The organism is Streptomyces dysideae, assembly GCF_001514305.1.
Lineage (GTDB): Bacteria > Actinomycetota > Actinomycetes > Streptomycetales > Streptomycetaceae > Streptomyces > Streptomyces dysideae.
On sequence record NZ_KQ949095.1, the window covers coordinates 32,179 to 56,479 of the forward strand.

At 73.1% G+C, this 24,301-nt stretch carries 27 protein-coding genes; 14 read left to right on the top strand and 13 right to left on the bottom strand.

The window, feature by feature from the left end; genetic code table 11:
* Positions 1-383 precede the first annotated feature (383 nt).
* The 3 genes from AQJ91_RS28650 to AQJ91_RS28660 form a co-directional block, all read right to left on the bottom strand.
* The gene (locus AQJ91_RS28650) at positions 384-1,562 is read right to left on the bottom strand and encodes an acyl-CoA dehydrogenase family protein (protein WP_067027253.1); all 1,179 of its coding nucleotides are present in this window, start codon (positions 1,560-1,562) and stop codon (positions 384-386) included.
* Positions 1,563-1,710: 148 nt separating this feature from the next.
* The gene (locus AQJ91_RS28655) at positions 1,711-2,472 is read right to left on the bottom strand and encodes a CbtA family protein (protein WP_067027255.1); all 762 of its coding nucleotides are present in this window, start codon (positions 2,470-2,472) and stop codon (positions 1,711-1,713) included.
* Between the two features lie 25 nt (positions 2,473-2,497).
* Positions 2,498-2,719 (bottom strand): CbtB domain-containing protein, encoded by a 222-nt coding sequence (locus tag AQJ91_RS28660; protein WP_067027257.1) that lies wholly within the window; start codon positions 2,717-2,719, stop codon positions 2,498-2,500.
* A gap of 287 nt (positions 2,720-3,006) precedes the next feature.
* Here AQJ91_RS28660 and AQJ91_RS28665 point away from each other — a divergent pair, with 287 nt between their 5' ends.
* Positions 3,007-3,594: a histidine phosphatase family protein gene (locus AQJ91_RS28665; protein ID WP_067027259.1), complete on the top strand. Its 588-nt coding sequence runs from the start codon at positions 3,007-3,009 to the stop codon at positions 3,592-3,594.
* A gap of 47 nt (positions 3,595-3,641) precedes the next feature.
* Here AQJ91_RS28665 and AQJ91_RS28670 read toward each other — a convergent pair whose 3' ends face one another.
* Positions 3,642-4,016, bottom strand: coding sequence for a four-helix bundle copper-binding protein (locus AQJ91_RS28670; protein ID WP_067027522.1), 375 nt, complete (start codon positions 4,014-4,016; stop codon positions 3,642-3,644).
* Between the two features lie 149 nt (positions 4,017-4,165).
* Between AQJ91_RS28670 and AQJ91_RS28675 the strand changes: the two genes are divergently transcribed.
* Positions 4,166-4,516, top strand: a complete 351-nt coding sequence (locus AQJ91_RS28675; protein ID WP_067027261.1) for a DUF8129 domain-containing protein — start codon at positions 4,166-4,168, stop codon at positions 4,514-4,516.
* A gap of 17 nt (positions 4,517-4,533) precedes the next feature.
* Here AQJ91_RS28675 and ppdK read toward each other — a convergent pair whose 3' ends face one another.
* Positions 4,534-7,221, bottom strand: coding sequence for a pyruvate, phosphate dikinase (gene ppdK, locus AQJ91_RS28680; RefSeq protein ID WP_067027263.1), 2,688 nt, complete (start codon positions 7,219-7,221; stop codon positions 4,534-4,536).
* Positions 7,222-7,236: 15 nt separating this feature from the next.
* Positions 7,237-8,139, bottom strand: a complete 903-nt coding sequence (locus AQJ91_RS28685; protein WP_067027265.1) for a universal stress protein — start codon at positions 8,137-8,139, stop codon at positions 7,237-7,239.
* Between the two features lie 253 nt (positions 8,140-8,392).
* Between AQJ91_RS28685 and AQJ91_RS28690 the strand changes: the two genes are divergently transcribed.
* The 4 genes from AQJ91_RS28690 (at position 8,393) to AQJ91_RS28705 (ending at position 12,680) form a co-directional block, all read left to right on the top strand.
* Positions 8,393-9,211: a universal stress protein gene (locus AQJ91_RS28690; RefSeq protein ID WP_067027267.1), complete on the top strand. Its 819-nt coding sequence runs from the start codon at positions 8,393-8,395 to the stop codon at positions 9,209-9,211.
* 422 nt (positions 9,212-9,633) lie between these two features.
* On the top strand, positions 9,634-10,128 hold the full coding sequence (locus tag AQJ91_RS28695) for a hydrogenase maturation protease (RefSeq protein WP_067027269.1): 495 nt from the start codon (positions 9,634-9,636) through the stop codon (positions 10,126-10,128).
* Positions 10,125-12,416: a carbamoyltransferase HypF gene (hypF, locus tag AQJ91_RS28700; protein WP_067027271.1), complete on the top strand. Its 2,292-nt coding sequence runs from the start codon at positions 10,125-10,127 to the stop codon at positions 12,414-12,416. The genes AQJ91_RS28695 and hypF overlap by 4 nt, the downstream gene beginning before the upstream one ends.
* 6 nt (positions 12,417-12,422) lie before the next feature.
* Positions 12,423-12,680 carry a HypC/HybG/HupF family hydrogenase formation chaperone gene (locus tag AQJ91_RS28705; protein ID WP_067027273.1) on the top strand — a complete coding sequence of 86 codons (258 nt, stop codon included), beginning with the start codon at positions 12,423-12,425 and terminating at the stop codon, positions 12,678-12,680.
* Positions 12,681-12,697: 17 nt separating this feature from the next.
* On the opposite strand, the gene AQJ91_RS28710 is transcribed toward AQJ91_RS28705, so the two are convergent.
* Positions 12,698-13,039: a hypothetical protein gene (locus AQJ91_RS28710; RefSeq protein ID WP_067027275.1), complete on the bottom strand. Its 342-nt coding sequence runs from the start codon at positions 13,037-13,039 to the stop codon at positions 12,698-12,700.
* A 252-nt stretch (positions 13,040-13,291) separates the two neighbouring features.
* On the opposite strand from AQJ91_RS28710, the gene AQJ91_RS28715 reads away from it, so the two are divergent.
* Genes AQJ91_RS28715 through hypE form a run of 8 tightly spaced genes read left to right on the top strand, consistent with a single transcriptional unit; the run spans position 13,292 to position 20,555 of the window.
* Complete coding sequence (locus tag AQJ91_RS28715; protein ID WP_067027277.1) at positions 13,292-14,425, top strand: 4Fe-4S dicluster domain-containing protein; 1,134 nt, start codon at positions 13,292-13,294, stop codon at positions 14,423-14,425.
* Positions 14,425-14,889 carry a cyclic nucleotide-binding domain-containing protein gene (locus tag AQJ91_RS28720; protein WP_067027279.1) on the top strand — a complete coding sequence of 155 codons (465 nt, stop codon included), beginning with the start codon at positions 14,425-14,427 and terminating at the stop codon, positions 14,887-14,889. The genes AQJ91_RS28715 and AQJ91_RS28720 overlap by 1 nt, the downstream gene beginning before the upstream one ends.
* Positions 14,886-15,692 carry an FAD/NAD(P)-binding protein gene (locus tag AQJ91_RS28725; protein ID WP_067027281.1) on the top strand — a complete coding sequence of 269 codons (807 nt, stop codon included), beginning with the start codon at positions 14,886-14,888 and terminating at the stop codon, positions 15,690-15,692. Before AQJ91_RS28720 ends, AQJ91_RS28725 begins: the two co-directional genes overlap by 4 nt.
* A complete protein-coding gene (locus tag AQJ91_RS28730) occupies positions 15,692-16,444 on the top strand; it encodes an NADH-quinone oxidoreductase subunit B family protein (RefSeq protein WP_067027283.1) in 753 nt (250 codons plus the stop codon). Before AQJ91_RS28725 ends, AQJ91_RS28730 begins: the two co-directional genes overlap by 1 nt.
* Positions 16,445-16,449: 5 nt before the next feature.
* Positions 16,450-17,811 (top strand): Ni/Fe hydrogenase subunit alpha, encoded by a 1,362-nt coding sequence (locus AQJ91_RS28735; protein WP_067027284.1) that lies wholly within the window; start codon positions 16,450-16,452, stop codon positions 17,809-17,811.
* Positions 17,804-18,424 (top strand): CBS domain-containing protein, encoded by a 621-nt coding sequence (locus AQJ91_RS28740; RefSeq protein WP_067027286.1) that lies wholly within the window; start codon positions 17,804-17,806, stop codon positions 18,422-18,424. The genes AQJ91_RS28735 and AQJ91_RS28740 overlap by 8 nt, the downstream gene beginning before the upstream one ends.
* Entirely contained in the window at positions 18,421-19,524 is a 1,104-nt protein-coding gene (gene hypD / locus AQJ91_RS28745; RefSeq protein ID WP_067027288.1) for a hydrogenase formation protein HypD, read from the top strand. The genes AQJ91_RS28740 and hypD overlap by 4 nt, the downstream gene beginning before the upstream one ends.
* The gene (gene hypE / locus AQJ91_RS28750) at positions 19,521-20,555 is read left to right on the top strand and encodes a hydrogenase expression/formation protein HypE (RefSeq protein WP_067027290.1); all 1,035 of its coding nucleotides are present in this window, start codon (positions 19,521-19,523) and stop codon (positions 20,553-20,555) included. The genes hypD and hypE overlap by 4 nt, the downstream gene beginning before the upstream one ends.
* A 78-nt stretch (positions 20,556-20,633) precedes the next feature.
* On the opposite strand, the gene AQJ91_RS28755 is transcribed toward hypE, so the two are convergent.
* From AQJ91_RS28755 to AQJ91_RS28780, 6 genes are all read right to left on the bottom strand, one after another.
* Entirely contained in the window at positions 20,634-21,059 is a 426-nt protein-coding gene (locus AQJ91_RS28755; RefSeq protein ID WP_067027292.1) for an Hsp20/alpha crystallin family protein, read from the bottom strand.
* Positions 21,060-21,178: 119 nt separating this feature from the next.
* On the bottom strand, positions 21,179-21,757 hold the full coding sequence (locus AQJ91_RS53850; RefSeq protein WP_067027523.1) for an Rv1733c family protein: 579 nt from the start codon (positions 21,755-21,757) through the stop codon (positions 21,179-21,181).
* Complete coding sequence (locus AQJ91_RS28765) at positions 21,757-22,755, bottom strand: Acg family FMN-binding oxidoreductase (protein ID WP_067027294.1); 999 nt, start codon at positions 22,753-22,755, stop codon at positions 21,757-21,759. The genes AQJ91_RS53850 and AQJ91_RS28765 overlap by 1 nt, the downstream gene beginning before the upstream one ends.
* A gap of 44 nt (positions 22,756-22,799) precedes the next feature.
* Positions 22,800-23,006, bottom strand: coding sequence for a hypothetical protein (locus tag AQJ91_RS28770; RefSeq protein ID WP_067027297.1), 207 nt, complete (start codon positions 23,004-23,006; stop codon positions 22,800-22,802).
* A 35-nt stretch (positions 23,007-23,041) separates the two neighbouring features.
* Positions 23,042-23,545 (bottom strand): flavodoxin domain-containing protein, encoded by a 504-nt coding sequence (locus tag AQJ91_RS28775; RefSeq protein WP_067027298.1) that lies wholly within the window; start codon positions 23,543-23,545, stop codon positions 23,042-23,044.
* A gap of 20 nt (positions 23,546-23,565) precedes the next feature.
* Complete coding sequence (locus tag AQJ91_RS28780; protein WP_067027301.1) at positions 23,566-24,297, bottom strand: CBS domain-containing protein; 732 nt, start codon at positions 24,295-24,297, stop codon at positions 23,566-23,568.
* Positions 24,298-24,301: the final 4 nt, after the last annotated feature.

Below are 24,301 nucleotides of genomic sequence, written 5' to 3' on the forward strand. Positions count from 1 at the left end.
CCCTTCGTCAGGTCGATCCGCACCCGCCAGGCTCATCCCGGAGTTCAGGTCACACCCCGGTTTTGATGTCAACTGGAAACATTTCGACACGTCAGCAGCGATTCACTTGCGTTCGTCTTCCCGGTCCCCACCTGACGCCTCTTGGACACCTTTTCCTCATCGCTCACCACGACAGTCGCTAGCTAACGCAGCACGAGGCGGTTTGGCACCTCCCCCCGCAGGGCGATGCCGAAGGGTCATAATTCCTTCATCTTCCGCACAGCATCACTTCCAGAAGCTGTCCTATATCAACTCCTTTTCGTGTTCAGGACACAAGACCTGCTGTTTTCGGTGGACTGTTCATCGTGCTGAAGTGATGTGCACGTGTCCCCTCGGCGAGGATGTCAGCGCCGCACCCTCGGCATCCCCAGCCCGATCCAGGAGATGATCTCCCGCTGGATCTCGTTGTTGCCGCCGCCGAAGGTGAAGATGACGGCCGAGCGGTAGCCGCGCTCCAGTTCACCGTGCAGCACCGCGCCCGCCGAGCCCTCCTTCAGGGCGCCCGGCGCGGCGACGATCTCCATGAGCCAGGCGTACGCCTCGCGGCGCGCCTCGGAGCCGTACACCTTGACGGCGGAGGCGTCCTGCGGGGTGAGCGTGCCCTCCTGGACGGCGTTCACCATCTGCCAGTTGAGGAGCTTGAGGGCGTCGAGCTTGGTGTGGGTCTGGGCGAGTCGGCGGCGTACCCAGGGCAGGTCGACGACGCGGCGGCCGTCGGCGAGCTTGGTCTCCATCGCCCAGCGCTGGACGTCGTGCAGGGCGCGGATGGCCATGGTGCCATGGGCGGCGAGGGTGACGCGCTCGTGGTTGAGCTGGTTGGTGATCAGCCGCCAGCCCTGGTTCTCCTCGCCGACGCGGTGGGAGACGGGGACGCGGATGTTCTCGTAGTAGCTGGCCGTGGTGTCGTGCGAGGCGAGGGTGTTGATGAGGGTGCAGGAGTAGCCGGGGTCGGTGGTCGGGACGAGGAGCATGGTGATGCCCTTGTGGGGCGGGGCGCCGGGGTCGGTGCGGACCGCGAGCCACACCCAGTCGGCCGTGTCGCCGTTGGTCGTCCAGATCTTCTGGCCGTTGACGACGTACTCGTCGCCGTCAAGGATCGCGCGCGTCTTCAGGGATGCCAGGTCCGTGCCCGCGTCCGGCTCGCTGTAGCCGATCGCAAAGTCGATCTCGCCGGTGAGGATCTTCGGCAGGAAGTACGCCTTCTGCTCGTCGGTGCCGTACTGCATGATCGTCGGTCCGACGGTGTTCAGCGCCATCAGGGGCAGGGGTACGCCGGCCTGGGCGGCCTCGTCGAAGAAGATGAACTGCTCCATCGCGGTCAGACCGCGGCCGCCGTACTCCTTCGGCCAGCCCACGCCGAGCCAGCCGTCCGCGCCGAGTCGGCGGATGGTCTCGCGGTAGAAGCGTTTCTGGGCGGCCGGGTCGGTGAAGCGGGCCTGGGCGAGGTCCGGCACCAACTCGGCGAAGTAGTCGCGCAGTTCGGTACGCAGCCGCTGCTGCTCGGGCGAGTATTCGAGATGCACGGCGCCTCCAGGCTCCCCAAGGCCGGTCCTGACGGCGCACACCGTAGAACGTGTTCCAGAAATTGGGAATGGCGAGGGCACGATGGGGGATGGCGAGGCACACGAACAGGCCCCCGGCGTACCGGGGGCCTGTTTCACGGTGAAGTGATCAGTTGGGGACGGGTGTTGCCGGTGCGGCGGTGGCCGTCCTCGGCTCGGTCCTGGGCGTGAGCAGGCGCTCCGCCAGGAGTCCGAAGACCAGGCCGAAGGCGGTCCACAGGGTGGCCTGGACGGCCAGGGCGGCGAGTCGGTACTGCCACAGCAGGGTGGCGGGGAACTCCGCCGGGGCCTCGTTGTACGACGGCAGGAAGGCGTATGCCAGGCCGACGACGAGGACGAAGGAGCCGGCCGCCGCGACGGTGGCGTTCCAGTTGCCCAGGCGGGGTGCGAGACGCTTGCCCAGGATGACCGTGCCCACCGCCAGCAGCACGCTGAGCACGACCATCAGGAAGTACAGCGTGGTGCGCTGGTCGAGGGTGTCGGGGTTGCCGACGGCCGGCGGGTTGGCGGGGTACTTGAGGAACGGGACGACGTAGACCGCGAGCAGCCCGGCGCCCGCCAGGAGCAGCGCGCTCGCGCGCGGTCCGAAGCGGCCGATCCGGCCGAGCGCGAAGCAGTACGCGAGGGCGGCGATGCCACCGAAGGCGACCCCGTAGACGAGGACGCCGGTGGACAGGCCCGCGGTGGACTGCAGGGTGCGGGTGACCAGTTCCTCGCCGCCGTGCTCGTGGGCGTGCGCCTCCTCGAAGGCGATCGCCTCGTCGACGCGCGGTTCACCCAGGAAGTACGCGACGACGAGGGCGGCCAGGCCCGCGGCGAGGCCCGCGAGCATGCCACGGACCAGGAGGTTTCTGACAGTTGCGGAGTTCATGCGCAGTAGGGCTTCCTCGTCGCTGTCAGTGGCAGGGGAAGCCGAGCAGGTGGCGGGCGTCGTGCACCCACTCATGGACGCCCTCGCCGGAGACGAGAGAGGTGGCGCCCTGTTCGGCGCCGACGAAGTAGAGCAGGACCAGCATCAGGACGCCGAAGAAGACCGCCCAGGGGGCGGTGGCGCCGATCGGCAGTTTGGCGGGTACGGCGGTGGTGCTGGTGGTCGGCTGAGCGACGGACTGCGCCATGGGGCAGGACCTCCTGGGGGAACTCGCGTCCCGTATCGGTGGTGCACATGACGACGGGGCGGGTCTGACTCACCCGGCCCGCACCGAGGTGCGGACCCGGAATACAGTGGCGCGACCGTGCCGGAATCCCACCGGCTTCCACCGAACCGTCGTCGATATCGACGAGAAGGTACCGCGTGGCGGAGGAACGGCCAAGGGCGCATGGGATCGGCCCGGGCGCCCCTCTGTGCCCCTCGGGGCCACCAAATGCCGGTACTGGAAAGGATGTTGAGCCCGGGGATGGACGTATGACGAGCCGAGTGATGTTGATCTCACCCGCGATCACCGCGGCCCTGCGGGAGGCCCGTTTCGACGACGGCTGTTCCCTGGACGCCGCCGGCCTGCGGCTCGCCCAGGCGGCCGGGGGCACGCTTCCGGCGGCAGAACGGGCCTGGGCCTCCCCCACCGTGCGCTGCCGCGAGACGGCCCGGGCGCTCGGGCTGGACGCCGTGCCGGCACCGGAGTTGGCGGGGCTGGACGCGGGGCGCTGGACCGGCGCGACACTGGCGGAGGTGGGGGCCGCGGAGCCGCAGGCGCTGGCGAGCTGGCTGGCCGATCCCGGGTCCGCGCCGCACGGCGGGGAGTCGGTGCGGACGGTGTGCGACCGGGTGGCAGGCTGGCTGGAGACGGCCGCCGGGATGGCGGGGCGCACCGTCGCGGTGGTCGAGCCCGAGGTCGTCCGGGCCGCGGTGGTACGGGCGCTCGGGGCGCCGGAGTCGGCGTTCTGGCGCACGGACGTGCCACCGCTGGCGGCCGTGGAGCTCAGCGGCCGGTCGGGGCGCTGGAACGTACGGATCGGCCGGCCCCTCGGTGCGGAGGGCCAGGGCCTGTCCTAGATGCTGCGTCTCGCGGATACCGGCGATCAGCGAGTACCGGCCCGGCGTCAGTCGAGTGTGGTGATGAAGTCCGTGCAGGCCCGCGCGCAGTCGCGGCAGGCCTGGGCGCTCTCCTCGGCGCCCGGCCACTTGTCGAAGACGTGCGCGCACTCCAGGCACACCGTCCGGGTCCACTCCAGCTGGACGCGGATCCCGGCCTCGTCCTGGAGGTTCTGCTCGGACAGCACCCGACAGGTCGCGTCGCACACCTCCGCGCACATGATCCCCTTGCGACGTACGAGTTCCTGTTCCTCTGTCCCGTCAGGTTCCACGAGGCTCGCCCGCAGGGCACAGGCCCGGGCACACTCGGTGCATGCCTGCGCGCACGCGAAGCGGTCCTCCAGGAACTGGACGAGCTGTTGCTGGGATGTCGTCGTTGTCACATGGTGCGGGTAGCCGCAGCCGGGAGTGCCAAACCGGGTGTGCCCCATGGTTCGGGGCCGGGCGGGCCGCCGGTTGACGAGGGGGACCACGGGTACTCGCGTGCCATGACCTCCGCATGGACGGACTCGCACGGAGGGACGTGAGACCCATGCCCGACCCCGGCCGCAGCACCCTGCCGCTGCCCGACTACGACCATCTGCCGATCGGCGGTCTGGAGAGCCGCGTACGGTCGCTGACCGCCGAGGAGGTGGAGCAACTCCTCGCCTACGAGCGTGCGCACGCCGGTCGCCTCCCCGTCACCGAACTGCTGACGGCGCGTCTGGAACAGCTGCGCGCTGGCGCCGAACCAACGTCCGGCGACCCGGGCGCCCTGCGCCCCGAACACCACGAACCCCGCACGGGCTCCCCCGTGTCGCCGGCGACGTCGCCACAGCCCTCGGGCCCGCCGCCGCACGGCACCCCCGACCAGCGGGGCAGGCCCAAGGCCAACCGCACCTAGGGCCTGCGCCGCATCGGTCACCTGGTGTCGCTGGTCCCCGTGCCGTCGGTGACGGCCGCCCGGCCCGCCTCCAGTCGGGCCGCCGGGATGCGGAACGGTGAGCAGGAGACGTAGTCCAGGCCTGCCCGGTGGAAGAAGTGGATGGAGTCGGGGTCGCCGCCGTGTTCACCGCAGACGCCCGTCTCCAGGCCGGGGTTGACGGCGAGGCCTGCCTCGACGGCCAGTTCCACCAGGCGGCCGACGCCCTCTTGGTCGATCGACTCGAACGGCGACACCCCGAAGACTCCCTTCTCCAGGTACAGCGGGAAGAAGGAGGCCTCCGCGTCGTCGCGGGACAGGCCCCAGGTCGTCTGGGTGAGGTCGTTGGTGCCGAAGGAGAAGAAGTCGGCGGCCTCGGCGATACGTCCGGCGGTGAGCGCGGCGCGCGGCAGCTCGATCATCGTGCCGATGGGCAGGTCGAGCGGCGTGCCGGTCTCCGTGGCGACCTCGGCGAGGACGCGTTCCGTCTCCGACCTGGCCAGGCGCAGTTCCTCGACCGTGCCGACGAGCGGGATCATGATCTCGGCGCGGGGGTGGCCGCCGTCGTGGAGGCGGGCCGTCACGGCTTCGGCCACCGCCCGTACCTGCATGGCCATCAGGCCCGGTACGGCCAGGCACAGTCGGACGCCGCGCAGGCCGAGCATGGGGTTCTGTTCGTGCATCCGCTCCACGGCGCGCAGGAGTTCGCGGTCGTGCGGGTCCGGCTGCGCGGTGGAGGCGAGGCGGACGGCGAGTTCCGTGCGGTCGGGCAGGAACTCGTGCAGCGGCGGGTCCAGCAGCCGGATCGTCACTGGCAGTCCGTCCATCGCCGTCAGGATTCCGGTGAAGTCCTCGCGCTGGAGCGGCAGCAGGGCGGCCAGGGCCTCTTCACGGGCCGCGTCGTCGCGGGCCAGGATCATCGCCTCGACCAGTGCCCTGCGTTCGCCGAGGAACATGTGCTCGGTGCGGCACAGGCCGATGCCCTGGGCGCCGAGGGCACGCGCGCGTGCGGCGTCCTCGGGGGTGTCGGCGTTGGCCCGGACCTCCAGGCGGCGTACGGAGTCGGCGTGGGCGAGTGCGCCCAGGACGGCCTCGGTGACCGGTCCGGTGCTGGTGCCGGTCTCCAGCGCGCGGCCGACGTGGGAGGCGGTGAGCGGGAGTTCGCCGAGGTGGACGGTGCCGGCCGTGCCGTCGACGGAGACGGTGTCGCCCTCGTTGACGACCACACCCGACTCCGTGGTGAAGCGGCGGGCCGTCAGATCGACGGCGAGTGCCTCGGCGCCGCACACGCACACCTTGCCCATGCCGCGCGCCACGACGGCGGCGTGGCTGGTCTTGCCGCCCCGGCTGGTGAGGACGGCCTCCGCGGCGATCATGCCGGGCAGGTCGTCGGGGGTGGTCTCCCGGCGGACCAGGACGACGTGTTCACCGGTCGCGGCACGGCGTTCGGCCTCGGCGGAGTCGAAGACGACGGCGCCGACCGCCGCGCCCGGTGAGGCGGGCACGCCGTGGGCGAGGGGGACGTCGGCGGGGGTGGTGTCGAAGCGGGGGAACATCAGCCGGGTCAGTTCGGCGCCGTCGACGCGGATCAGGGCTTCGTCGGCGCTGATCGTGCCGTCGTCGCGCAGGTCGTGGGCGATGCGGAAGGCGGCGTCGGCGGTGCGCTTGCCGACGCGGGTCTGCAGGATCCACAGCCGGCCGCGTTCGACGGTGAACTCGACGTCGCACAGGTCACGGTAGTGGCCCTCCAGCGTGCGCAGGTGGTCGCCGAGTTCGACGTACGCGCGCGGGTCGAGGGTCTTGAGCTCGCTCAGCGGCAGCGCGTCACGGACGCCCGCGACGACGTCCTCGCCCTGGGCGTCGGGCAGATAGTCGCCGTACACGCCGGTCTCGCCGGTGGCGGGGTCGCGGGTGAAGGCTACGCCGGTGCCGGAGTCCTGGCCGAGGTTGCCGAAGACCATCGCCTGGACGTTGACGGCGGTGCCGAGGTCCTCGGGGATGTGTTCGCGGTGGCGGTAGACGCGGGCGCGTTCGCCGTTCCAGGAGTCGAAGACCGCGCGGATGGCGCGGGACAGCTGCTCGGCCGGGTCCTGCGGGAAGTCCTCGCCGGTCTCCCTGCGGATGATGTCCTTGAACTCCTCGGTGATCAGGACGAGTTCACCGGTGTCGAGGTCGTGGTCGCCCTTCACGTGCCGCCGGGCCTTGTGCGCGGCGATGGCCTCCTCGAAGAGGTCGCCGTCCACGCCCATCACGGTGCGGCCGAACATCTGGACCAGCCTGCGGTAGGAGTCCCAGGCGAACCGCTCCTGCCCGGACGCCTTGGCGAGCCCGGTGACGGAGTCGTCGTTGAGGCCGATGTCGAGGATGGTCTCCATCATGCCGGGCATGGAGAAGCGGGCGCCGGAGCGGACGGACACCAGCAGGGGGTCCTCGGGTGCGGCGAGGGTGCGGCCCATGACCCGTTCCAGGCCGGCGAGGGCGCGGGCGGCCTCGACGCCGAACTCGGGCGGTTCCTCGCCGGTGGCCAGGTAGACCTTGCAGGCCTCGGTGGTGACGGTGAAGCCGGGCGGGACGGGCAGGCCGAGCCGGGTCATCTCGGCGAGGCCGGCTCCCTTGCCGCCGAGCAGGTCGGCCATGTCGCGGCTGCCCTCGGCGAACTCGTACACGTACTTGATCGGCGCACTCATCAGGGATACGGCCTCTCACTGGTGGGGTACGACGGCCACGGGGCAGCCGACGTGATGGATGACTGCGTGGGTGACGGGTCCGGTGCGCGGGCCGGTGGGGCGTTCGGTCGTGCGCCGCCCCACGACAAGGAGGCTCGCCCCTGAGGCGGCGCGGACCAGCGCGGACTGGGCGCGGCCCTCGGTCACCGTCTCGACGACCTCGACGTCGGCGTACTTCTCGCGCCACACCTGCAGGACGGCGGTCAGGAAGCCCAGCCATTCGCCGGCCCGCTCCGAGCCGTTGACCAGACCGATCTCCCCGGGGCCGAGGCTGATCGGGGACGGCTGCTGCCAGGCGTGGACCACGTGCAGGCGGGCGCGGCGCAGCCGGGCCTCCTCGAAGGCGAACTCGATCACCTCGTCGCAGGGGTCGCCGAGGTCGACGCCCAGAACGACGTCCCGGTAGCCGGTGCGGGTGGAGGCGGTGCCGTCGGCGGCCGGGAGGTGTTCGTCCGCGGCCTCCTCGCCCGCCCGGACCAGGACGACGGGCCCGGCGGCCCGTGCCACCACGCCCAGCGCGACGGACCCGACCAGGAACCCGGTGAAGCCGCTCAGGCCGCGCGAGCCCAGCACGAGCAGGTCGGTCTGCTCGGCCGCGCGCAGCAGGGCGGCGGTCGCCGGGCCCTCCACCTGTTCGTCGTCCAGGACGACGTTCGGGCAGGTGCGGCGGATGCGGTCCTCGGCCTGGCGCAGCGAGCGCCGGGCGAGATGCCGCTGGGCGGCGGTGGCGGGCTCGCCCACGTCCTGGCGGGGGTGCCAGTTCCAGGCGTGCACCAGTCGCAGCGGCCGGTTCCGGCGCGCCGCCTCACGGGCGGCCCACTCGGCGGCGGCGAGGCTCTCGGGCGATCCGTCGACTCCGGCGATGACGGGCGGAAGCATCGCGCACACCTCCTGCTGTCGGTTGCTCCTCGGTGCCAGCGTCGTCCCGTGGCCTACCGGCGGGTATGGGCCGCCAGGGCTCCGGTCCGGGTCCGTTCGGCCCCCTGCGCGGGGCCGAGGAGCGCGGCCACGGTGGAGGCGCCGGGCACGGGGTGCTCCGGCATGTGGAGCTCTCCGGGTTCCCCGGCACGTGGAGTTCTCCCGGGGTGTTCCGGGCGAGTCCGCCCACCCCGGGCTTGGAAGGCGGCACAGCATGGGACGAGTGATCATCACCGGCGTCGACCGTTCGGCCCGCAGCCGTGCGGCGGCCGACTGGGCCGCGCGGGAGGCGCTGCTGCGTGGGGTGCCCCTGCTGGTGGTCCATGTGTCGCCGCCCGGCGGTCCGGATCCCGCCGAGCAGTGGCCGTACCGCCCGGAGAACGTGGCGGACCGGGTGGTCGCCGAACTCGTCGGCCGGCACCCTGAGTTGCGGGTCCGCAGCCGGAACCTCACCGGGACGCCCGGCCCGGTGCTGCGCGCGGCGGCCGCGGACGCGGACCTGGTCGTACTCGGCCTGCGCGGCGAAGGCGGTCACGCCGGCGTCCCCGTGGGCTCGACGGCATCGGCGCTCGCGACGGAGTGCGCCCGGCCGGTGGTGCTGATACCGGGCACGCTCGCGGGCGAGGGCCCGCCGGGCCGTGCAGCCGGCGTGACCGTCGGGATCGACGCGCTCAATCCGTCCGACGGGGCGGTCGGCCTCGCCATCGAGGAGGCCCGGCTGCGGGGCGCCCGCCTGCACGCGGTACACGCCTGGACACTCCCCGCGCAGGCGGCGCTCCGGCCCTTCCCGGTGCTGGAGGAGGACCGCGCCGCCTGGGAGGACCAGGAGGTACAGCGCCTGTCCGACGCGCTGCGGCCGTGGCGCGCCAAGTACCCCGACGTGGACGTCCTGGAGGACGTGGTGCTACTGCCCCCGACGGAGGCCCTGACACACGCCTCCGGCGGGACGGGGCTGGTGGTGGCCGGGCGGGGGGCCACGGCGGTGGACCTGCTGCGGCATACCAGGTGCGCGGTCGCGGTGACACCGACGTAGACCGGGGCGGGCCCGGGCTGCCGGTCGCCGGGCGGGACGCCACAGCCGTCGAGTCACTGCGACACACCAAGGGCACGGTCGCGGTGCACCGACCCAGTCCGGGGCAGGCCCGGGCTGCCGGTCGCCGGGCGGGACGCCACAGCCGTCGAGTCACTGCGACACACCAAGGGCACGGTCGCGGTGCACCGACCCAGTCCGGGGCAGGCCCGGGCTGCCGGTCACCGCCCCGATCGCCACGCACCCATGCCGCCCCCGTCGACTCGAAGTTCATGGCGCCCGCGCAGCCCAGCTCGGCCCGATCACCCCGCGCCCGCACGGCCCCACCAGCCCGAACCGAGGCCACCCACACAACCCCGATCGGCCCGCCCGGTGGGGTCCTTCGGCCCCTGTGGGGCGCGGCAGCCGCGGCTCACCGTGGAGGTATGCGCAGGCGTGGTCGTATCGCCGTCATCGGCGTCGGGAACGAGTTCCGGCGCGACGACGGCGTGGGCTGGGCCGTGCTTGCCCGCCTTCAGGACCGGCCGCTGCCGCCCGACGCCGACCTCGCCACCTGCGACGGCGATCCCGGACGGCTGATCGGCCTGTGGGAAGGCGCGAGCCTCGCCGTCGTCGTGGACGCGGCCCATGCCCACCCGGGCACACCCGGCCGCGTGCACCGCCTCGAACTCGACGCGGGTGTGCCCGCCCAGCCGGCGACCACCAGCTCGCACGGGCTGGGGCTCGGCGAGGCCGTCGAACTCGCCCGTGTGCTGGGGCTGTTGCCGGACCACCTGGTGGTGTACGCCGTGGAGGGCGCCGACGGCGAGTTCGGCACCGGCCTCTCCCCGGCCGTCGCGGCCGCCGTGGAACCCCTCGTCGAGGCCGTCGAGGACGAGATCGTGCGGGGCCGGGACGCGTCGGCCGGGAGGTCGGCATGACCGTGCGCCGCTTCCATGTGGAGGGAATCGTCCAGGGCGTTGGTTACCGGCCGTTCGTGTATCGCACGGCTGCCGAGCTCGGCCTGGACGGCTGGGTCGCCAACGTCAACGGTCATGTGGAGGGCGAGGTGGCCGGACCACCCCGCGCGATCGAGCAATTCGCCGCCCGGCTGCGCACCGACGCCCCCGCCCTCGCCCGGGTCCGCCGCGTCCAGCTCACCGGCGAGGCGCAGCCGTCGGCGTACGACAGCGGCTTCCACGTACGGCACAGTGCCCCCGACGACAGCGACATGGCACCGCGGGAGATCCCGCCGGACGCGGCGATCTGCGCCGCCTGTCTGCACGAACTCCTCGACCCGCGCGACCGCCGCTACCGCTACCCGTTCATCAACTGCACCGACTGCGGCCCGCGCGCCACGATCATCGAGGACCTGCCGTACGACCGGATCCGCACCACCATGCGCCGCTTCCCGCTGTGCGCGCGGTGCGCGGCCGAGTACGCCGACCCCGGCGACCGGCGCTTCCACGCCGAGCCCGTCGCCTGCCCGGTGTGCGGGCCGCGACTGGCCTGGGACGAGCTGCGCGGCGAGGAGGCGCTGCGGGCGGCGGTGAAGACCGTCGGTGCGGGCGGGATCGTCGCGTTGAAGGGGCTGGGCGGCTATCAGCTGGTGTGCGACGCGGGTGATCCGGCGGCCGTGGCGGAGTTGCGGCGCCGCAAGGGACGGCCGGCGAAGCCGTTCGCCGTGATGGTGCGGGACGTCGAGGCGGCGGCCCGGCTGGCGCAGATCGGTGCCGCCGAGCGCGAGGCCCTCACCTCTTCCGAGCGTCCCGTGGTGCTGCTCGCCCGGCGCCGGCGGCGCGGAGCGGTGGCGCCGCTCGCGTCCGGGGTGCATCCGGGGCTGGCCCGGGTCGGCCTGTTCCTGCCCACCACCGGCCTGCATCACCTCCTCCTCGACGACCTGGCCCGCCCGCTCGTCGTCACCAGCGGCAACCTCAGCGACGAGCCGATCGCCGTCGACGACACGGAGGCCCGGGTGACCCTGGCCGCCGTGGCGGACGGTTTCCTCACGCACGACCGGCCGATCCGGTCCCGGTACGACGACTCGGTGGTGCAGTTCACCGGGCGGACGCGGATCACGGTCCGCCGGGCGCGCGGGCTGGCTCCCGCCCCACTGCCGCTGCCTGTGCGAGAGCGCGTCGCCGGCGCCGGTGCGCAGCTCAAGCACACGTTCACCCTGGCCGCCGACGGCCGGGCCCACATCGGGCCGCACAACGGAGACCTCGCCGACCTGCCGACGTACGACGCGTTCACGGCGTCGTACGAGCACCTCAAGCAGCTCACCGGCATCGAACCGGGCGTCGTCGCCCACGACCTGCACCCGGGCTATCTGTCCACGCAGTGGGCGGGGGCGCAGCCGCTGCGCCGGATCCCGGTGCAGCACCACCACGCGCACGTGGCGGCCTGCGCGGCCGAGCACGGGGTGCGGGGCCCGTTCCTCGGCGTCGCCTACGACGGGCTGGGGCTGGGCGACGACGGCACGCTGTGGGGCGGCGAGATCCTCGTCGCCGATCTGCGCGGCTACCGCCGCGTGGGCAGGTTCGCGACCGCGCCCCTGCCCGGCGGCGACGCGGCGGTACGCCACCCCTCCCGCACCGCCCTCGGCCATCTGCTGGGCGGCGAGACGCTGGGCTCCCCGCGCCCGTACCCGTGGCTCACCAGGCCCTTCACGGACCGGCTCGACCCGGCCGAGTCCGCCACGGTGCATGCCATGATCGCGCGGGACGTCAACTGCCCGCGCACGTCGAGCGCCGGACGGCTCTTCGACACGGTGGCCGCGCTGCTCGGAATCGCCGGCCAGGTGAGCTACGAGGGTGAGGCGGCCGTCCTGCTCGAAGCGGCGGCGGGCGACGAGCACGCCGTACCGCTCGCCCATCGCGTCGTACGGGCCCGGGGCCTGTGGGTGTACGACCCCTCGCCCACTCTGGCCGACCTGCTGGAACGGCAGCTGGCCGGGGAGCCGGTGGCCCGGTTGGCGGCGGCCTTCCATCTCACGCTCGCGCTCGTCACCGCGGAGCTCGTCGCGCGGGCCGTCGCCGAGGGTGCGCCGCGCACGGTGTGCCTGGGCGGCGGCTGCTTCGTCAACCGCAGGCTGCTCACCGAGGTGAAGCGCCGGCTGCGCGCGCAGGGGATGCGGGTGCTGGTCGGCGGTCAGGTCCCGGTCGGGGACGGCGGCATCAGCTACGGCCAGGCGGCGGTCGCGGCCGCGCGTCTCGCCGGGGAGGGGTGAGCGCGTATGTGCCTGGGCATCCCCGGCAGGATCCTGGAGATCCACGACGACGCCGGACTGCGCATGGCGACCGTCGACTTCGGCGGCGTCCGCCGCGAGGCCTGTCTGAGCTGCACGCCCGAGGCGGAGGTCGGCACGTACGTCATCGTGCACGTCGGCTTCGCGATCACCCGGGTCGACGAGGCGGAGGCACACCGCACGCTCGACGTGCTGCGGGCGATGGCGGACGCGGTGGAGGGCGAACTCGGCGAGCCGCTGCCCTGAGAGGGCCGGCCCTCGGGTCAGGGGCCGTCGGCGAACCTCTGTGCGAGGGCGCGATGGTGCTCCGCCACGCGGCCTGCCTGGGCGCCGGTGATGGCGGATCCCGGCATGGTGCCGAGGCGTTCGGTCTGCTCGGCGAGGCGCAGGTGCTGCGCGCGGGCGTGTTCGCGGCAGGCCAGGCAGGTGACGCTCTCCGGCCGGTGCGAGGTCATCGCGAACGGCACCCGCAGTCCGCAGCCGGTGGCGGCCGTCTCCGGCAGGTCACCGGCCAGGCCGAACGTGCCCGCCAGGATGCTGCGCGCGCCGCTGTCGTGGCGGGTCACGCTCTCCTCGACGTGGATGTGTGGATCGGCACCGTCCATGAAGCTCCTCCTGCCCGCCCGGCCGTCCGTCTACGCGAAGGGCACGTTCACGCAGGCCGGTCGGGCGCCCGCCACCCCCTCGCACGGCTCCGTTCTCCGTCCGCACCCTTACCGGTTCCCGCCACCTCACACCGCCACCGAGGGATCCGGTCGGCCCGTCAAGAGGGCCGGTCAGCCCCTGCCGCGTGGACTGTCCGCCGCCGCAACCTGATGGTGGAAGTACGGAGCCGCCTCGGACCCAGGAGGACCGTCATGACCGCCACCGCAGCCCCGGCCGTGCTCGACCGGGACGGTCTGAACGCGCTGGTCGCGGCTCTGGTGGCGCAGGGGCGGACGGTGGTCGGGCCGACGGTGCGGGACGGTGCGATCGTGCTGGCCGAGCTGTCCTCGGCGGACGCGCTGCCCTTCGGCTGGGGTGTCGAGCTGGACGCCGGGCGGTACCGGCTGGTCCGCCGCGAGGACGGGGCCGCCTTCGCGCACAGCGCGGGCCCACAGTCCTGGAAGAACTTCCTGCACCCGGCGCGGGAACGGCTGTGGAGCGCCGACCGGACGCCGGAGGGGGACGTCTCCTTCACCGCCGACGAGCCCGAGACGCCGTCGTACGCCTTTCTCGGCGTCCGGCCCTGCGATCTGCGGGCCATCGCGATCCAGGACCGGGTGCTGGCCGGCGGGCGGTACGAGGACACCGGCTACGGCAGGCGCCGGAGCGGGGCGTTCCTGATCGCCGCCGAGTGCACCGAGCCCGGCGCGACCTGTTTCTGCGTGTCCACGGGCGGCGGCCCCGCGGCCGACCCCGGTTACGACCTGGCGCTCACCGAGATGGACGGCCGCTTCCTGGTGCGGGTCGGCAGCGAGGAGGGTGCCGAGCTGCTGGAGCGGGTGCCGCACCGTCCGGCCGGCCCGGACCTCGAGGCGAGTGCCCGTAGCGCCGTGGACGCGGCCCGCGATCACATGGGCCGCTCGCTGCCGCCCGTCGACCTGCGCACGCTGATGGGCGCGAGCCTGGACGCCGAGCGCTGGGACGACGTCGCCGCCCGCTGTCTGACCTGCGGCAACTGCACGATGGTCTGCCCGACCTGCTTCTGCACCACCACGGAGGAGGTCACCGACCTCACCGGCGACCACACCGAGCGGTGGCAGCGCTGGGACTCCTGCTTCGACCTGGACTTCTCGTATCTGCACGGCGGCCCGGTCCGGGCCTCGGCCCGCGGCCGCTACCGGCAGTGGCTCACCCACAAGCTCTCCACCTGGCACGACCAGTTCGGCACGTCGGGATGCGTGGGCTGCGGGCGCTGCGTCGTCTGGTGCCCGGCCGGCATCGACATCACGGAGGAAGTCGCCGCGCTGGACGCCGAACGCACAGCACTCGGAACGGAGACGGACTGATGCCTCCCTCGATCGCCCTGCGCATGAACCACGCCCTGCCCGCCGAGCACCGCGACCGGCTGCTGCACGTGGCCCGCGAGGCCAGTTTCCCGCCGGGCACCCGCCTGTTCGAGGAGGGCGGCCACGCCGACCGCTTCTGGATCATCCGGGACGGCACGTTCGCCCTCGACCTGCATGTGCCCGGCCGCCGCGCGCCCGTCGTCGAGACCCTCGGCATCGGTGACCTGGTCGGCTGGTCCTGGCTGTTCGAGCCGTACGTCTGGCAGCTGGGCGGCGAGACCGTGACCCCCGTGCGGGCCTACGAGTTCGACGCGGTCGCCGTCCGGCTGATGTGCCTGAGCGACCCCGAGTTCGGCCGCGCGGTCGAGCACTGGGTCGGACGGGTGCTCTCCCACCGCCTGCACGCGGCGCGGACGCGGCTCCTCGACCTGTACGGCCCATACGGCAGCGGCGGTGCGCGATGACGGACGTACCGGTGCCGTACCTCGTGGTCGACCGTCGGCCGGAGACCGCGGACACGGTCACGCTGCGGCTGGAGCCCGTGGCTGAGCCACTGGCCGACTTCGCGCCGGGGCAGTTCGCGATGGTGCACTGCTTCGGGCGGGGCGAGATCCCCGTCTCGGTGAGCTCGGTGCAGGCCACCGGCGGTCTCGCGCACACGATCCGGGCAGTGGGCGCGGTCTCGGCGGGGCTGTGCGAGGCGCGGGCCGGGGATGTGCTCGGGCTGCGCGGGCCGTACGGCACCGGCTGGGAGCTGGAGCGGGCCCGGGGCCGGGACGTGGTCGTGGTCGCCGGCGGCATCGGGCTCGCGCCGCTGCGGCCGCTGATCCTGCGCGCGCTGGCCGGGCCCGCGGCGTACGGCCGGGTCAATGTGCTGATCGGCGCCCGCACCCCGGCCGATCTGATCGACCACAAGGAGATCGAGCGCTGGCCCACCACGTACACGGGGGTGACCGTCGACCGGCCCGACGACGCGTGGCGCGGGGACGTCGGACTGGTCACCGGCCTGCTGGACCGGGCGGACTTCGCGCCGGCGGACTCCTGGGCGTTCGTCTGCGGACCCGAGCCGATGATCCGGGCCACCGCCCGCGACCTCGCGGACCGCGGGCTGCGCCCCGACCGGATCCGGGTCTCGCTGGAGCGGAACATGCGCTGCGCGACCGGACACTGCGGGCACTGCCAGCTCGGACCGGTGCTGCTGTGCCGGGACGGTCCGGTCGTGGCCTGGGACCGGACCGAAGCCCTGCTCGCCGTGCGGGAGTTGTGATGGCACCCACGCTCGCCGTGTTCAAGCTGGCCTCCTGCGACGGCTGCCAGCTCACCCTGCTGGACTGCGAGGACGAACTCCTGGCGCTGGCGGGCGAGGTGGACATCACGCACTTCCTGGAGGCGTCCAGCGCGGTGGCACCCGGTCCGTACGACCTGTCCCTGGTGGAGGGGTCCGTCACCACGGCCGAGGACGCCGAGCGGATCCGCGCGATCCGCGCCGCGTCCCGCCACCTGGTGACGATCGGGGCGTGCGCGACCGCGGGTGGTATCCAGGCGCTCCGGAACTTCGCGGACGTCGACGAGTACCGGCGGGTCGTCTACGCGCACCCCGAGTACGTCGCCACACTCGCCACCTCCACGCCCGTGTCCGCCCATGTGGACGTCGACTTCGAGCTGCGCGGCTGCCCGATCGACCGCCGTCAGCTCATCGAGGTGATCACCGCGTTCCTGGCCGGCCGCAAGCCGGACGTCCCGGACCACAGTGTCTGCTTCGAGTGCAAGCGGCGCGGCACGGTCTGCGTCACCGTCGCCCACGGCACCCCCTGCCTCGGACCGGTCACGCACGCCGGATGCGGGGCGCTCTGCCCGGCGTACCACCGGGGCTGCTTCGGCTGCTTCGGTCCGTCCGGGTCGGTGAACCTGCCCGCGCTGATCCCGCTGCTGCGCCGCGACGGCCTCGACGAGGACGCCGTGGAGCGGTTCCTGCACACGTTCAACGCCGCCGCGTTCGACAAGATCGACAAGGAGTGACGGAAGTGACGCACCGTGGATCCCGTGTGCTGCACGTCGGCTCGTTGTCCCGGGTCGAGGGCGAGGGCGCACTGCGCCTGCGGGTGCACGACGGCACGGTCACCGAGGCGCGGCTGGAGATCTACGAGCCGCCGCGCTTCTTCGAGGCGTTCCTGCGCGGCCGTTCCTACACCGAACCGCCGGACATCACGGCCCGGGTGTGCGGGATCTGCCCGGTGGCGTACCAGATGAGCGCGTGCGCGGCGATCGAGGACGCGTGCGGGGTGAGCGTCGATCCGGTGATCCGTGAGCTGCGCCGGCTGCTGTACTGCGGGGAGTGGATCGAGAGCCAGGCGCTGCACATCTATCTGCTGCACGCCCCGGACTTCCTGGGCCGCACGAGCGCGATCGACCTGGCTCGTACACACCGGGCCGAGGTCGAGCGGGGGCTCCGGCTGAAGAAGGCGGGCAACTCGCTGATGGAGCTGCTCGGCGGGCGGGCCGTGCACCCGGTGAACGTGCGGCTCGGGGGCTTCCACCGGGTGCCGGCGGTGGATGAACTCCGGTCCCTGGAGGAGGAGTTGAAGCAGGCCCTCGATGACGCGTGGGACACCGTGCGCTGGGTGGCGGGCTTCGAGTTCCCGGACGCCGAGGTGGCGGCCGATCTGCTGGCGCTGGCCGAGCCGGACACGTACGCCATCGAGAGCGGGACGCCGACCGTGCTGCGCACCGACGGGACCAGGACCTCCTTCCCCGTGCGGGACTTCACCGAGCACGTGACCGAGACACACGTGGCGCACTCCACCGCGCTGCACTCGCGGCTCGACGGGCGGCTGCATCTCACCGGCTCCCTCGCGCGGCTCGCGATCAGTGGGGCGCGGTTGTCGCCGGTGGCACTGGAGGCGGCCGTGGCGGCCGGGCTGGGTGATCCGCGGGCCGGCGCCGTGTGCCGTAATCCGTTCCGGTCGATCCTGGTGCGGGCGGTGGAGACGGTGTACGCCGTCGGCGAGGCGCTGCGCATCATCCGGGCGTACGAGCCGCCCGCGCGCCCGTACGCGGAGGTGCCGCCGGTCGCGGGCGTCGGGCACGGCGCGACCGAGGCGCCGCGCGGGGTGCTCTACCACCGCTACGAACTCGACGCCGACGGCATCGTCACCAGCGCGCTGCTGGTGCCGCCCACCGCGCAGAACCAGGGAGCGATCGAGGACGACCTGCGGCGCCTGGCCCAGCGCGCCCTCGGCGAACCCGACGTGGACGACGGCGAGTTGACGGCTCTGTGCGAGCGGGCGATCCGCAACCACGACCCGTGCATCTCGTGCTCCACCCACTTCCTCGACCTGACGGTCGTCCGTACCGCGGGAGAAGACGCAGGAGGCTGCGATGCCTGAATCTCCGTACACCGTGAGCGATGTGATGACGCAGACCGTCGTCGCCGTCGGCAGCGAGGCACCCTTCAAGGAGATCGTCGAGCTGCTCGACCAGTGGAAGGTCAGCGCCGTGCCGGTGCTGGCCGGTGAGGGCCGGGTCGTCGGAGTGGTCTCCGAGGCGGACCTGCTGCCCAAGGAGGAGTTCCGGGACACCGAGGAGGGCGGGCTCGCGGAGCGGGTCAAGGCGAGTGCGCTGACCGCGGGCGAGCTGATGAGCACCCCGGCGGTGACCGTGCACGCCTACGCCTCGATCGCCGAGGCCGCCCGCATCATGGCGCGCCGGCATGTGAAGCAGCTGCCGGTGGTGGACGAGGTCGGGATGCTGCAGGGCGTGGTCAGCCGCAGCGATCTGCTGAAGGTGTTCCTGCGGCCGGACGCGGAGATCGCCGAGGAGATCAGGCACAGCGTCCTGAACCGGCTCCCGGTCACCACGGCCCTGACGGTCGAGGTGCGCGAGGGTGTGGTCACGCTCGGCGGCCCACTGCCCGAGCGCGGGCTGGTGCCCGTGCTGGCGCGGGCCGTGCGGGCGGTCGAGGGCGTCGTCGACGTCCAGCTGGATCTGACGCACCGATGAAGTACCTCGACGAGTACCGCGACCCCGTCCTCGCCCGGCGCCTGCTGGACGAGCTGCGGCAGACCGCCACGCGCCCCTGGCGGATCATGGAGGTGTGCGGCGGCCAGACCCACACCCTGGTCCGCCAGGGCATCGACGAGCTGCTGCCCGCCGGGATGCGGATGATCCACGGCCCGGGCTGCCCGGTCTGCGTGACCCCGCTGGAGACCCTGGACCGGGCCATGGCCATCGCCGCCCGCCCCGGCGTGATCCTCACCAGCTTCGGCGACATGCTGCGCGTGCCCGGCACCGACACCGACCTGTTGTCGCTGCGGGCGCGCGGGGCGGACGTACGGGTGGTGTACGCCCCGATGGACGCCGTTCGCCTGGCCGCCGAGCACCCCGAGAAGGAGGTCGTCTTCCTCGCGGTCGGCTTCGAGACGACCGCGCCCGCGAACGCGACGGCGGTGCTGCACGCGGCCCGCCTCGGGCTGACGAACTTCTCCATGCTGGTCAGCCATGTCCTCGTGCCGCCCGCGATGACCGCGCTGCTGGACGACCCGGACTGCGAGGTGCAGGCCTTCCTGGCGGCGGGGCATGTGTGCGCGGTGATGGGCTGGCGGGAGTACGAGCCGATCGCCGCCCGCTACCGGGTGCCGATCGTGGTGACCGGGTTCGAGCCGCTGGATCTGCTGGAGGGCATCCTCATGGCCGTACGGCAGCTGGAGGCCGGCCGGTCCGAGGTGGCGAACCAGTACGTGCGGGCCGTGCGGCGCTCGGGCAACACCGAGGCTCAGGACGCGGTCCGTGAGGTGTTCCGGGTCACCGACCGGGCCTGGCGCGGTATCGGGGCGCTGCCCGACAGCGGGCTCGAGCTGGCAGAGCGGTACCGGGAGTTCGACGCGGCCCGGCGGTTCGACGTGGGCGGGCTGTGTCCCGTCGAGGACGCCGAGTGCATCGCGGGCGCCATTCTCACCGGGGCCAGGCTGCCCACCGACTGCGCCGCGTACGGCATCCGCTGCACACCCCGTCATCCGCTGGGCGCGCCCATGGTGTCGTCCGAGGGCACCTGTGCCGCGTTCCACGCGGCCGGACGCACTCCCGCGAGGAGCACCGCATGACCATCCAATGCCCCACCCCCAACCACGAGGACGAGGTCGTCCTGCTCGGCCACGGCGCCGGCGGGCGCCTCACCGCGGAGCTGCTCGACCAGCTGGTCCTGCCCGCCCTCGCCGCCACCACGGGTCCGCTGGAGGACGCCGCGCTGCTGCCGGGCCATCCGGACCTGGTGATCAGCACCGACAGTTTCGTCGTCAGCCCGCTGTTCTTCCCCGGCGGGGACATCGGGTCCCTGGCCGTCCACGGCACGGTCAACGACCTGGCCATGCGGGGCGCGTGGCCGCTCGCGCTGTCCGTGTCCCTGATCGTGGAGGAGGGGCTGCCGCTGGCCGAACTGCGGGCCGTGATGGCCTCGTTGGGGAAGGCGGCGCAGGAGGCCGGGGTGCCCGTGGTGACCGGGGACACCAAGGTCGTGGGGCGGGGCGCGGCCGACAGACTGTTCATCAACACCACGGGCATCGGGCAGCGGCACGAACGTCTGACGCCGTCCGCCGCGCTGGCCCGGCCCGGCGACGCGGTGCTGCTGTCCGGGCCGGTCGGGCTGCACGGCACGACCGTGCTCAGCACCCGCGAGGGCCTCGGCTTCGAGAGCGACATCGCCTCGGACAGTCGGCCACTGCACCGCCTGGTGCGTGCCCTGGTGCCGCTCGGGGGCGATATCCACGTCCTGCGTGATCCGACGCGGGGCGGGCTGGCCGCCGCGCTGAACGAGATCGCCCGGGACTCGTCCGTCGCCGTCGAGATCGAGGAGAGCGCCGTTCCGGTGCCCGAGGCGGTCGCCTCGGCCTGTGACCTGCTCGGTCTGGATCCGCTGGTCGTCGCCAACGAGGGCTGCCTGGTCGCCTTCGTCGCCGCCGGAGCGGCCGAGGACGCGCTGGCCGCGATGCGGTCGGTGACCGAGGGGGCGGGGGCGGTGCGGATCGGTGAGGTGCTGCCGGACGGGCCGCGGGGGCGGGTGACGCTGCGGACGCTGGTGGGCGCCCGGCGGATCCTGGACATGCCGCTCGGGGAACAGCTTCCCCGGATCTGCTGAACGCCGTCGCACAGCGGCGTCCGCGCGCCCGGTCTTCCCCGGCCCGGGCACGCGGACGCCTCGCGGCATGCTCCCCGTTCAGCCGTGCCGCACCTTGATGGTCGTGGCGCCCTTCTGCATCTCGGGCACGGGAACGGTGATGGTCAGGACACCGTCCTTGTAGTCGGCGGTCGCCTCTTCGCCCTTCGCACCGGACGGCAGCTGGACGGAGCGGGCGAAGGTTCCGTAGCGGAACTCCGAGTGGTGCTTCTCCTTGGTTTCCTCGGTGCGCTCCGCGGTCAGCGTCAGCACACCCTCCGTGACGGTGATCTCGACGTCCTTGTCGGGGTCGATGCCCGGAAGCTCGGCCCTGAGGACGAACGTGCCGTCCGTCAGGTGTTCCTCGATGCGTATCCCGTGCAGCCCCGGAACCACATGCGCGCCGGGGAAGCCGGACTCCACCCAGCCGAACAGGTCGGGCAGCGTCGGCCAGCCCGGAAGCCGCCGTTCGATCATGCCGGTCATGTCTCACTCCTTCGGCAGCGTGCGTTCTCGTTCCACTTCCAGCCTCCCTCGTGGGAGGACCAGTACCGAGTGCCCTTCGGCCCCGGTCCGGAACCGGCCGGGCCCTGGCGCATCGGGCGTCAGCCGGTTCTCCGCCCCCACTGCGGGCCCACGGCCGCCCACTCCTTGTCCCAGTGCGCCAGCCGCCGCCGGTTCAGCCCGGCGCAGCCGGCCCGCCCGAGGAGGACCACCGCCGCGCCGGCGCCGACGGCGGCCGCCGTGCCCAGTACCGCGCCCTGCAGCTCGGCCTGGTCGGCGGTCGCGGGCTCCGGTACGAGGCGGTCCTTGGCGTCCAGCCACACCCGGGCCGTGCTCCCGGCCCTGCTCCCGGGCTCGACCCGGGCCACGCCGGTCCGGGCCGCGCCGTCCGCGCCGGTCCAGCGCACGGTGGCCCAGGCCCGGTCGCCGTCGGCGCCCTCGGTGGCGGACACGGGCAGCTCCGCGTCCTCGGTGAGCACGGCGGGCACGGTGTGCCGCTCGGACCGCAGGCCGTTCATGTTCCGTTCGACGGCGTGCGCGATCAGGACGCCTGAGACGACGGCCGCCACCAACGCGAGCGTCCAGGTCGCGAGCAGCAGCCAGGCCTCGACGAGATAGCTGCGGCGGCGGAGCGGACTGCGCCGGAAGCGCCAGCCCCGCCGCCCGGCCCCGGTCGTCATCACCACCGCACCGGTTCGCGCTCGCAGACCAGCGACGCCGCGGGCGGACGGCGCGGCGTGCACCACGTCTGGGCCGGGCGGCCGAGACGCAGGATCACCTGCGGGTGGCGGCCGCCGGTGAGGTGGGTGCGCAGGTCCGCCCGCAGGGAGGGCAGTTCGAGGGGCTGGGTGTGGAAGGCTGCCATGACGCGGTGGGCGGCGGCGTGCAGCAGGACGCGCTCGAGCGCCTGCCCCGCCCGCAGCCAGTCGGGACGTCCGTCGTGGGCCGTGGACAGTACGGCGACGACGCCCGAACGGGCGATCCATCTGCGGGGCGGGCCGGGAAACCGCCGGGAGACGCCGAGGTAGTCGCGGCCGGCGAGCACGGTGCAGTCGGGGTGGTACCGGCAGGCTTCGACGGGCACCCCGTACGGCCCCACGTACCGGGCCAGTTCGGCCGCGTGGCGGGGATCCGCGCGGTGCAGCCGCTCGGCGGTGCGCACCAGGTCGGTGAGCAGCCTGAGCTTCCCGGGCTCGTCGATGATCTGGAGGTCGGCGCCCTCGGCGCGGGCGTGGTCGTACAGCTCGTCGAGGAGCGCGTCCGGCACCGGCTCGGGGCCGAAGGGACCGCGATGGGTGTGCCGGAGGGTGATGGCGCCGGCCAGGGCCGTCTCGTCGGGGGTGGCGGGGGCGTGGGCCGCGTAGCCCACGCGGGCCAGGAAGGCGGGGTTCCCGGGTTCCGGCAGGAGGTCGACGGCGGGCCGGAACCCGAGGTGCCGTACGGCGATCCGCACGTTGAACAGGGCCGCCCCGCAGGCGATCACCGTCTCCCGGCCACCCGGGTCGGTGAGGACCACCCGCCGCCCGGTGTCCGCGTGCACCTCGAAGCCGTGGTCATGGCCCTCCTCGACGAAGAACCAGGGCTGGCTGTTGTGCGGCGAGGGCGCGAGGGAGGCGGCGCGGGCCAGGTGGAGGGCCGCCCGGCCCGGATTCTCGTACGGCAGTGTCGACAGGGACATGGTGCATCCACCCTTCGTGAACCTTCCTGACCCGCGGGTCTGTCTCAGGCCCTGGCGACGGGCCGGCGGTGCCCCGCCCGCCCCAGGCGCCGGGCCGGCAGGACGAGCGCGACGACGACCGGGATCACCAGCGGGACCAGGGGCAGGCCGGCCACCGAGGCGATCAGCGCGAGGCAGAGGACCACCAGGACCGCGGCGACCAGGTACAGCACCGCCTCGGCCGTGATCACGGGAATCCGACGGGCGTTCATGACATGCCTCCCTCCGGAGGTGGTGCGGCCGGCGGTCAGACCTTCTCCGCCGCCAGTTCCTCGGCGACCTCCCTCGCCCACTCCTCGATGCGGGCGAAGTCCCGGAAGTCGCCGCCCTTGCCGTTCTTCAGGATCATCCGGGCGATGGCTCCCTTCGCGCCCTCCTGCAGGCGGCCGCCGAAGGTGATGTGGCCGCGGGCGTCCAGCCGGTCCATGGCCCGCTTCAGGCCGGGCACGGGCGGAATGTCCCGCTCCCCCGCCGAGGCGTCCAGCGGGCCGCTGCTGAACAGCCACAGCGGACGTCGGGCCAGGTCCTTGCCGTGCCGGCGGAGGAACCGGCGGGCGTCCTTCTGCCAGCGTCCGGCGTAGATCCCGCCGCCGGCCACGACGGCGTCGTACGGCGTCACTCGCGCCACGTCGCCGGCCGGCAGCGCCTCGGCGGTGAAGCCCTCCTTGCGCAGCACCGCGGCCACGGCCTCGGCGATCTCCGCGGTCGATCCGTTCGTCGTCCCGTAGGCGACCAGCACCTTGCCGGTCATGGTGTCCGCCTCCTCTCCTGTCACAGCTTGCGCAGCCAGTCGTCGGCGACACCGTGCAGTGCCTGCTCGCTGGGCTGGAAACGCGAGTCGTCCAGCCGGTGGGTGAGCTTGTCGACGACGGCCACCACACCGTCGATCTGACGGGTCATGGAGACGGCGATCTCCGTCTCGCTCTTGCGTTCCATCTGCCCGGAGAGCGTGACCACACCCTCGGTGACGGAGACGTCGACGCCGCGCGGCGGCAGCCACAGGGCCCGCACGAGCACCTCGTCGACGACCTCCTTGCGGATCTCCGCGTCGGGCCGCAGGAACACCTGGAGCAGGTCGCGGCGGGTGACGATGCCGACGAGCCGGTGCTCCTCGTCGAGGACGGGCAGCCGTTCGATGTGGTGCTGGGCCATGGTGCGGGCGGCCTCGATGATGCTGTCGTCGGCGTGTACCGTGACGGCCGGCTCGGTCATCAGCAGGCCCGCCGTACGGGCCTTGGCCTTGGCGGCGCGCTTCCGGCCCTCCTGCGTCAGCCGGGCGAAGCGGAAGCGCTTCTTCGGCTCGTAGGGGTCGGGGGTCTCGGCCTGCCGGACCATGAGGTCCGTCTCGGAGATGACGCCGATGACCTTCTCGTCGTCGTCGACCACGGGCAGTCCGCTGATGTGGTGGTCACCGAGCAGCCGGACCACCTCCTTGAACGGGGTGCCGTACTCGGCGCGGACGACCTCCGTGGTCATCACGGAGCCGACCTTGTTGTGCTTCATGGTT

What these genes read in the sequence shown, in the direction of transcription:
- hypF (WP_067027271.1), top strand. Translation starts at nt 10,125, where the DNA reads ATGACCGTGCGCCGCTTCCATGTGGAGGGAATCGTCCAGGGCGTTGGT.
- AQJ91_RS28770 (WP_067027297.1), bottom strand. Translation starts at nt 23,006, where the DNA reads ATGAACGCCCGTCGGATTCCCGTGATCACGGCCGAGGCGGTGCTGTAC.
- hypE (WP_067027290.1), top strand. Translation starts at nt 19,521, where the DNA reads ATGACCATCCAATGCCCCACCCCCAACCACGAGGACGAGGTCGTCCTG.
- AQJ91_RS28765 (WP_067027294.1), bottom strand. Translation starts at nt 22,755, where the DNA reads ATGTCCCTGTCGACACTGCCGTACGAGAATCCGGGCCGGGCGGCCCTC.
- ppdK (WP_067027263.1), bottom strand. Translation starts at nt 7,221, where the DNA reads ATGAGTGCGCCGATCAAGTACGTGTACGAGTTCGCCGAGGGCAGCCGC.
- AQJ91_RS28730 (WP_067027283.1), top strand. Translation starts at nt 15,692, where the DNA reads ATGGCACCCACGCTCGCCGTGTTCAAGCTGGCCTCCTGCGACGGCTGC.
- AQJ91_RS28675 (WP_067027261.1), top strand. Translation starts at nt 4,166, where the DNA reads ATGCCCGACCCCGGCCGCAGCACCCTGCCGCTGCCCGACTACGACCAT.
- AQJ91_RS28685 (WP_067027265.1), bottom strand. Translation starts at nt 8,139, where the DNA reads ATGCTTCCGCCCGTCATCGCCGGAGTCGACGGATCGCCCGAGAGCCTC.
- AQJ91_RS28655 (WP_067027255.1), bottom strand. Translation starts at nt 2,472, where the DNA reads ATGAACTCCGCAACTGTCAGAAACCTCCTGGTCCGTGGCATGCTCGCG.
- AQJ91_RS28755 (WP_067027292.1), bottom strand. Translation starts at nt 21,059, where the DNA reads ATGACCGGCATGATCGAACGGCGGCTTCCGGGCTGGCCGACGCTGCCC.
- AQJ91_RS28705 (WP_067027273.1), top strand. Translation starts at nt 12,423, where the DNA reads ATGTGCCTGGGCATCCCCGGCAGGATCCTGGAGATCCACGACGACGCC.
- AQJ91_RS28715 (WP_067027277.1), top strand. Translation starts at nt 13,292, where the DNA reads ATGACCGCCACCGCAGCCCCGGCCGTGCTCGACCGGGACGGTCTGAAC.
- AQJ91_RS28665 (WP_067027259.1), top strand. Translation starts at nt 3,007, where the DNA reads ATGACGAGCCGAGTGATGTTGATCTCACCCGCGATCACCGCGGCCCTG.
- AQJ91_RS28775 (WP_067027298.1), bottom strand. Translation starts at nt 23,545, where the DNA reads ATGACCGGCAAGGTGCTGGTCGCCTACGGGACGACGAACGGATCGACC.
- AQJ91_RS28695 (WP_067027269.1), top strand. Translation starts at nt 9,634, where the DNA reads ATGCGCAGGCGTGGTCGTATCGCCGTCATCGGCGTCGGGAACGAGTTC.
- AQJ91_RS28740 (WP_067027286.1), top strand. Translation starts at nt 17,804, where the DNA reads ATGCCTGAATCTCCGTACACCGTGAGCGATGTGATGACGCAGACCGTC.
- AQJ91_RS28660 (WP_067027257.1), bottom strand. Translation starts at nt 2,719, where the DNA reads ATGGCGCAGTCCGTCGCTCAGCCGACCACCAGCACCACCGCCGTACCC.
- AQJ91_RS28710 (WP_067027275.1), bottom strand. Translation starts at nt 13,039, where the DNA reads ATGGACGGTGCCGATCCACACATCCACGTCGAGGAGAGCGTGACCCGC.
- AQJ91_RS28690 (WP_067027267.1), top strand. Translation starts at nt 8,393, where the DNA reads ATGGGACGAGTGATCATCACCGGCGTCGACCGTTCGGCCCGCAGCCGT.
- hypD (WP_067027288.1), top strand. Translation starts at nt 18,421, where the DNA reads ATGAAGTACCTCGACGAGTACCGCGACCCCGTCCTCGCCCGGCGCCTG.
- AQJ91_RS28780 (WP_067027301.1), bottom strand. Translation starts at nt 24,297, where the DNA reads ATGAAGCACAACAAGGTCGGCTCCGTGATGACCACGGAGGTCGTCCGC.
- AQJ91_RS28725 (WP_067027281.1), top strand. Translation starts at nt 14,886, where the DNA reads ATGACGGACGTACCGGTGCCGTACCTCGTGGTCGACCGTCGGCCGGAG.
- AQJ91_RS53850 (WP_067027523.1), bottom strand. Translation starts at nt 21,757, where the DNA reads ATGACGACCGGGGCCGGGCGGCGGGGCTGGCGCTTCCGGCGCAGTCCG.
- AQJ91_RS28720 (WP_067027279.1), top strand. Translation starts at nt 14,425, where the DNA reads ATGCCTCCCTCGATCGCCCTGCGCATGAACCACGCCCTGCCCGCCGAG.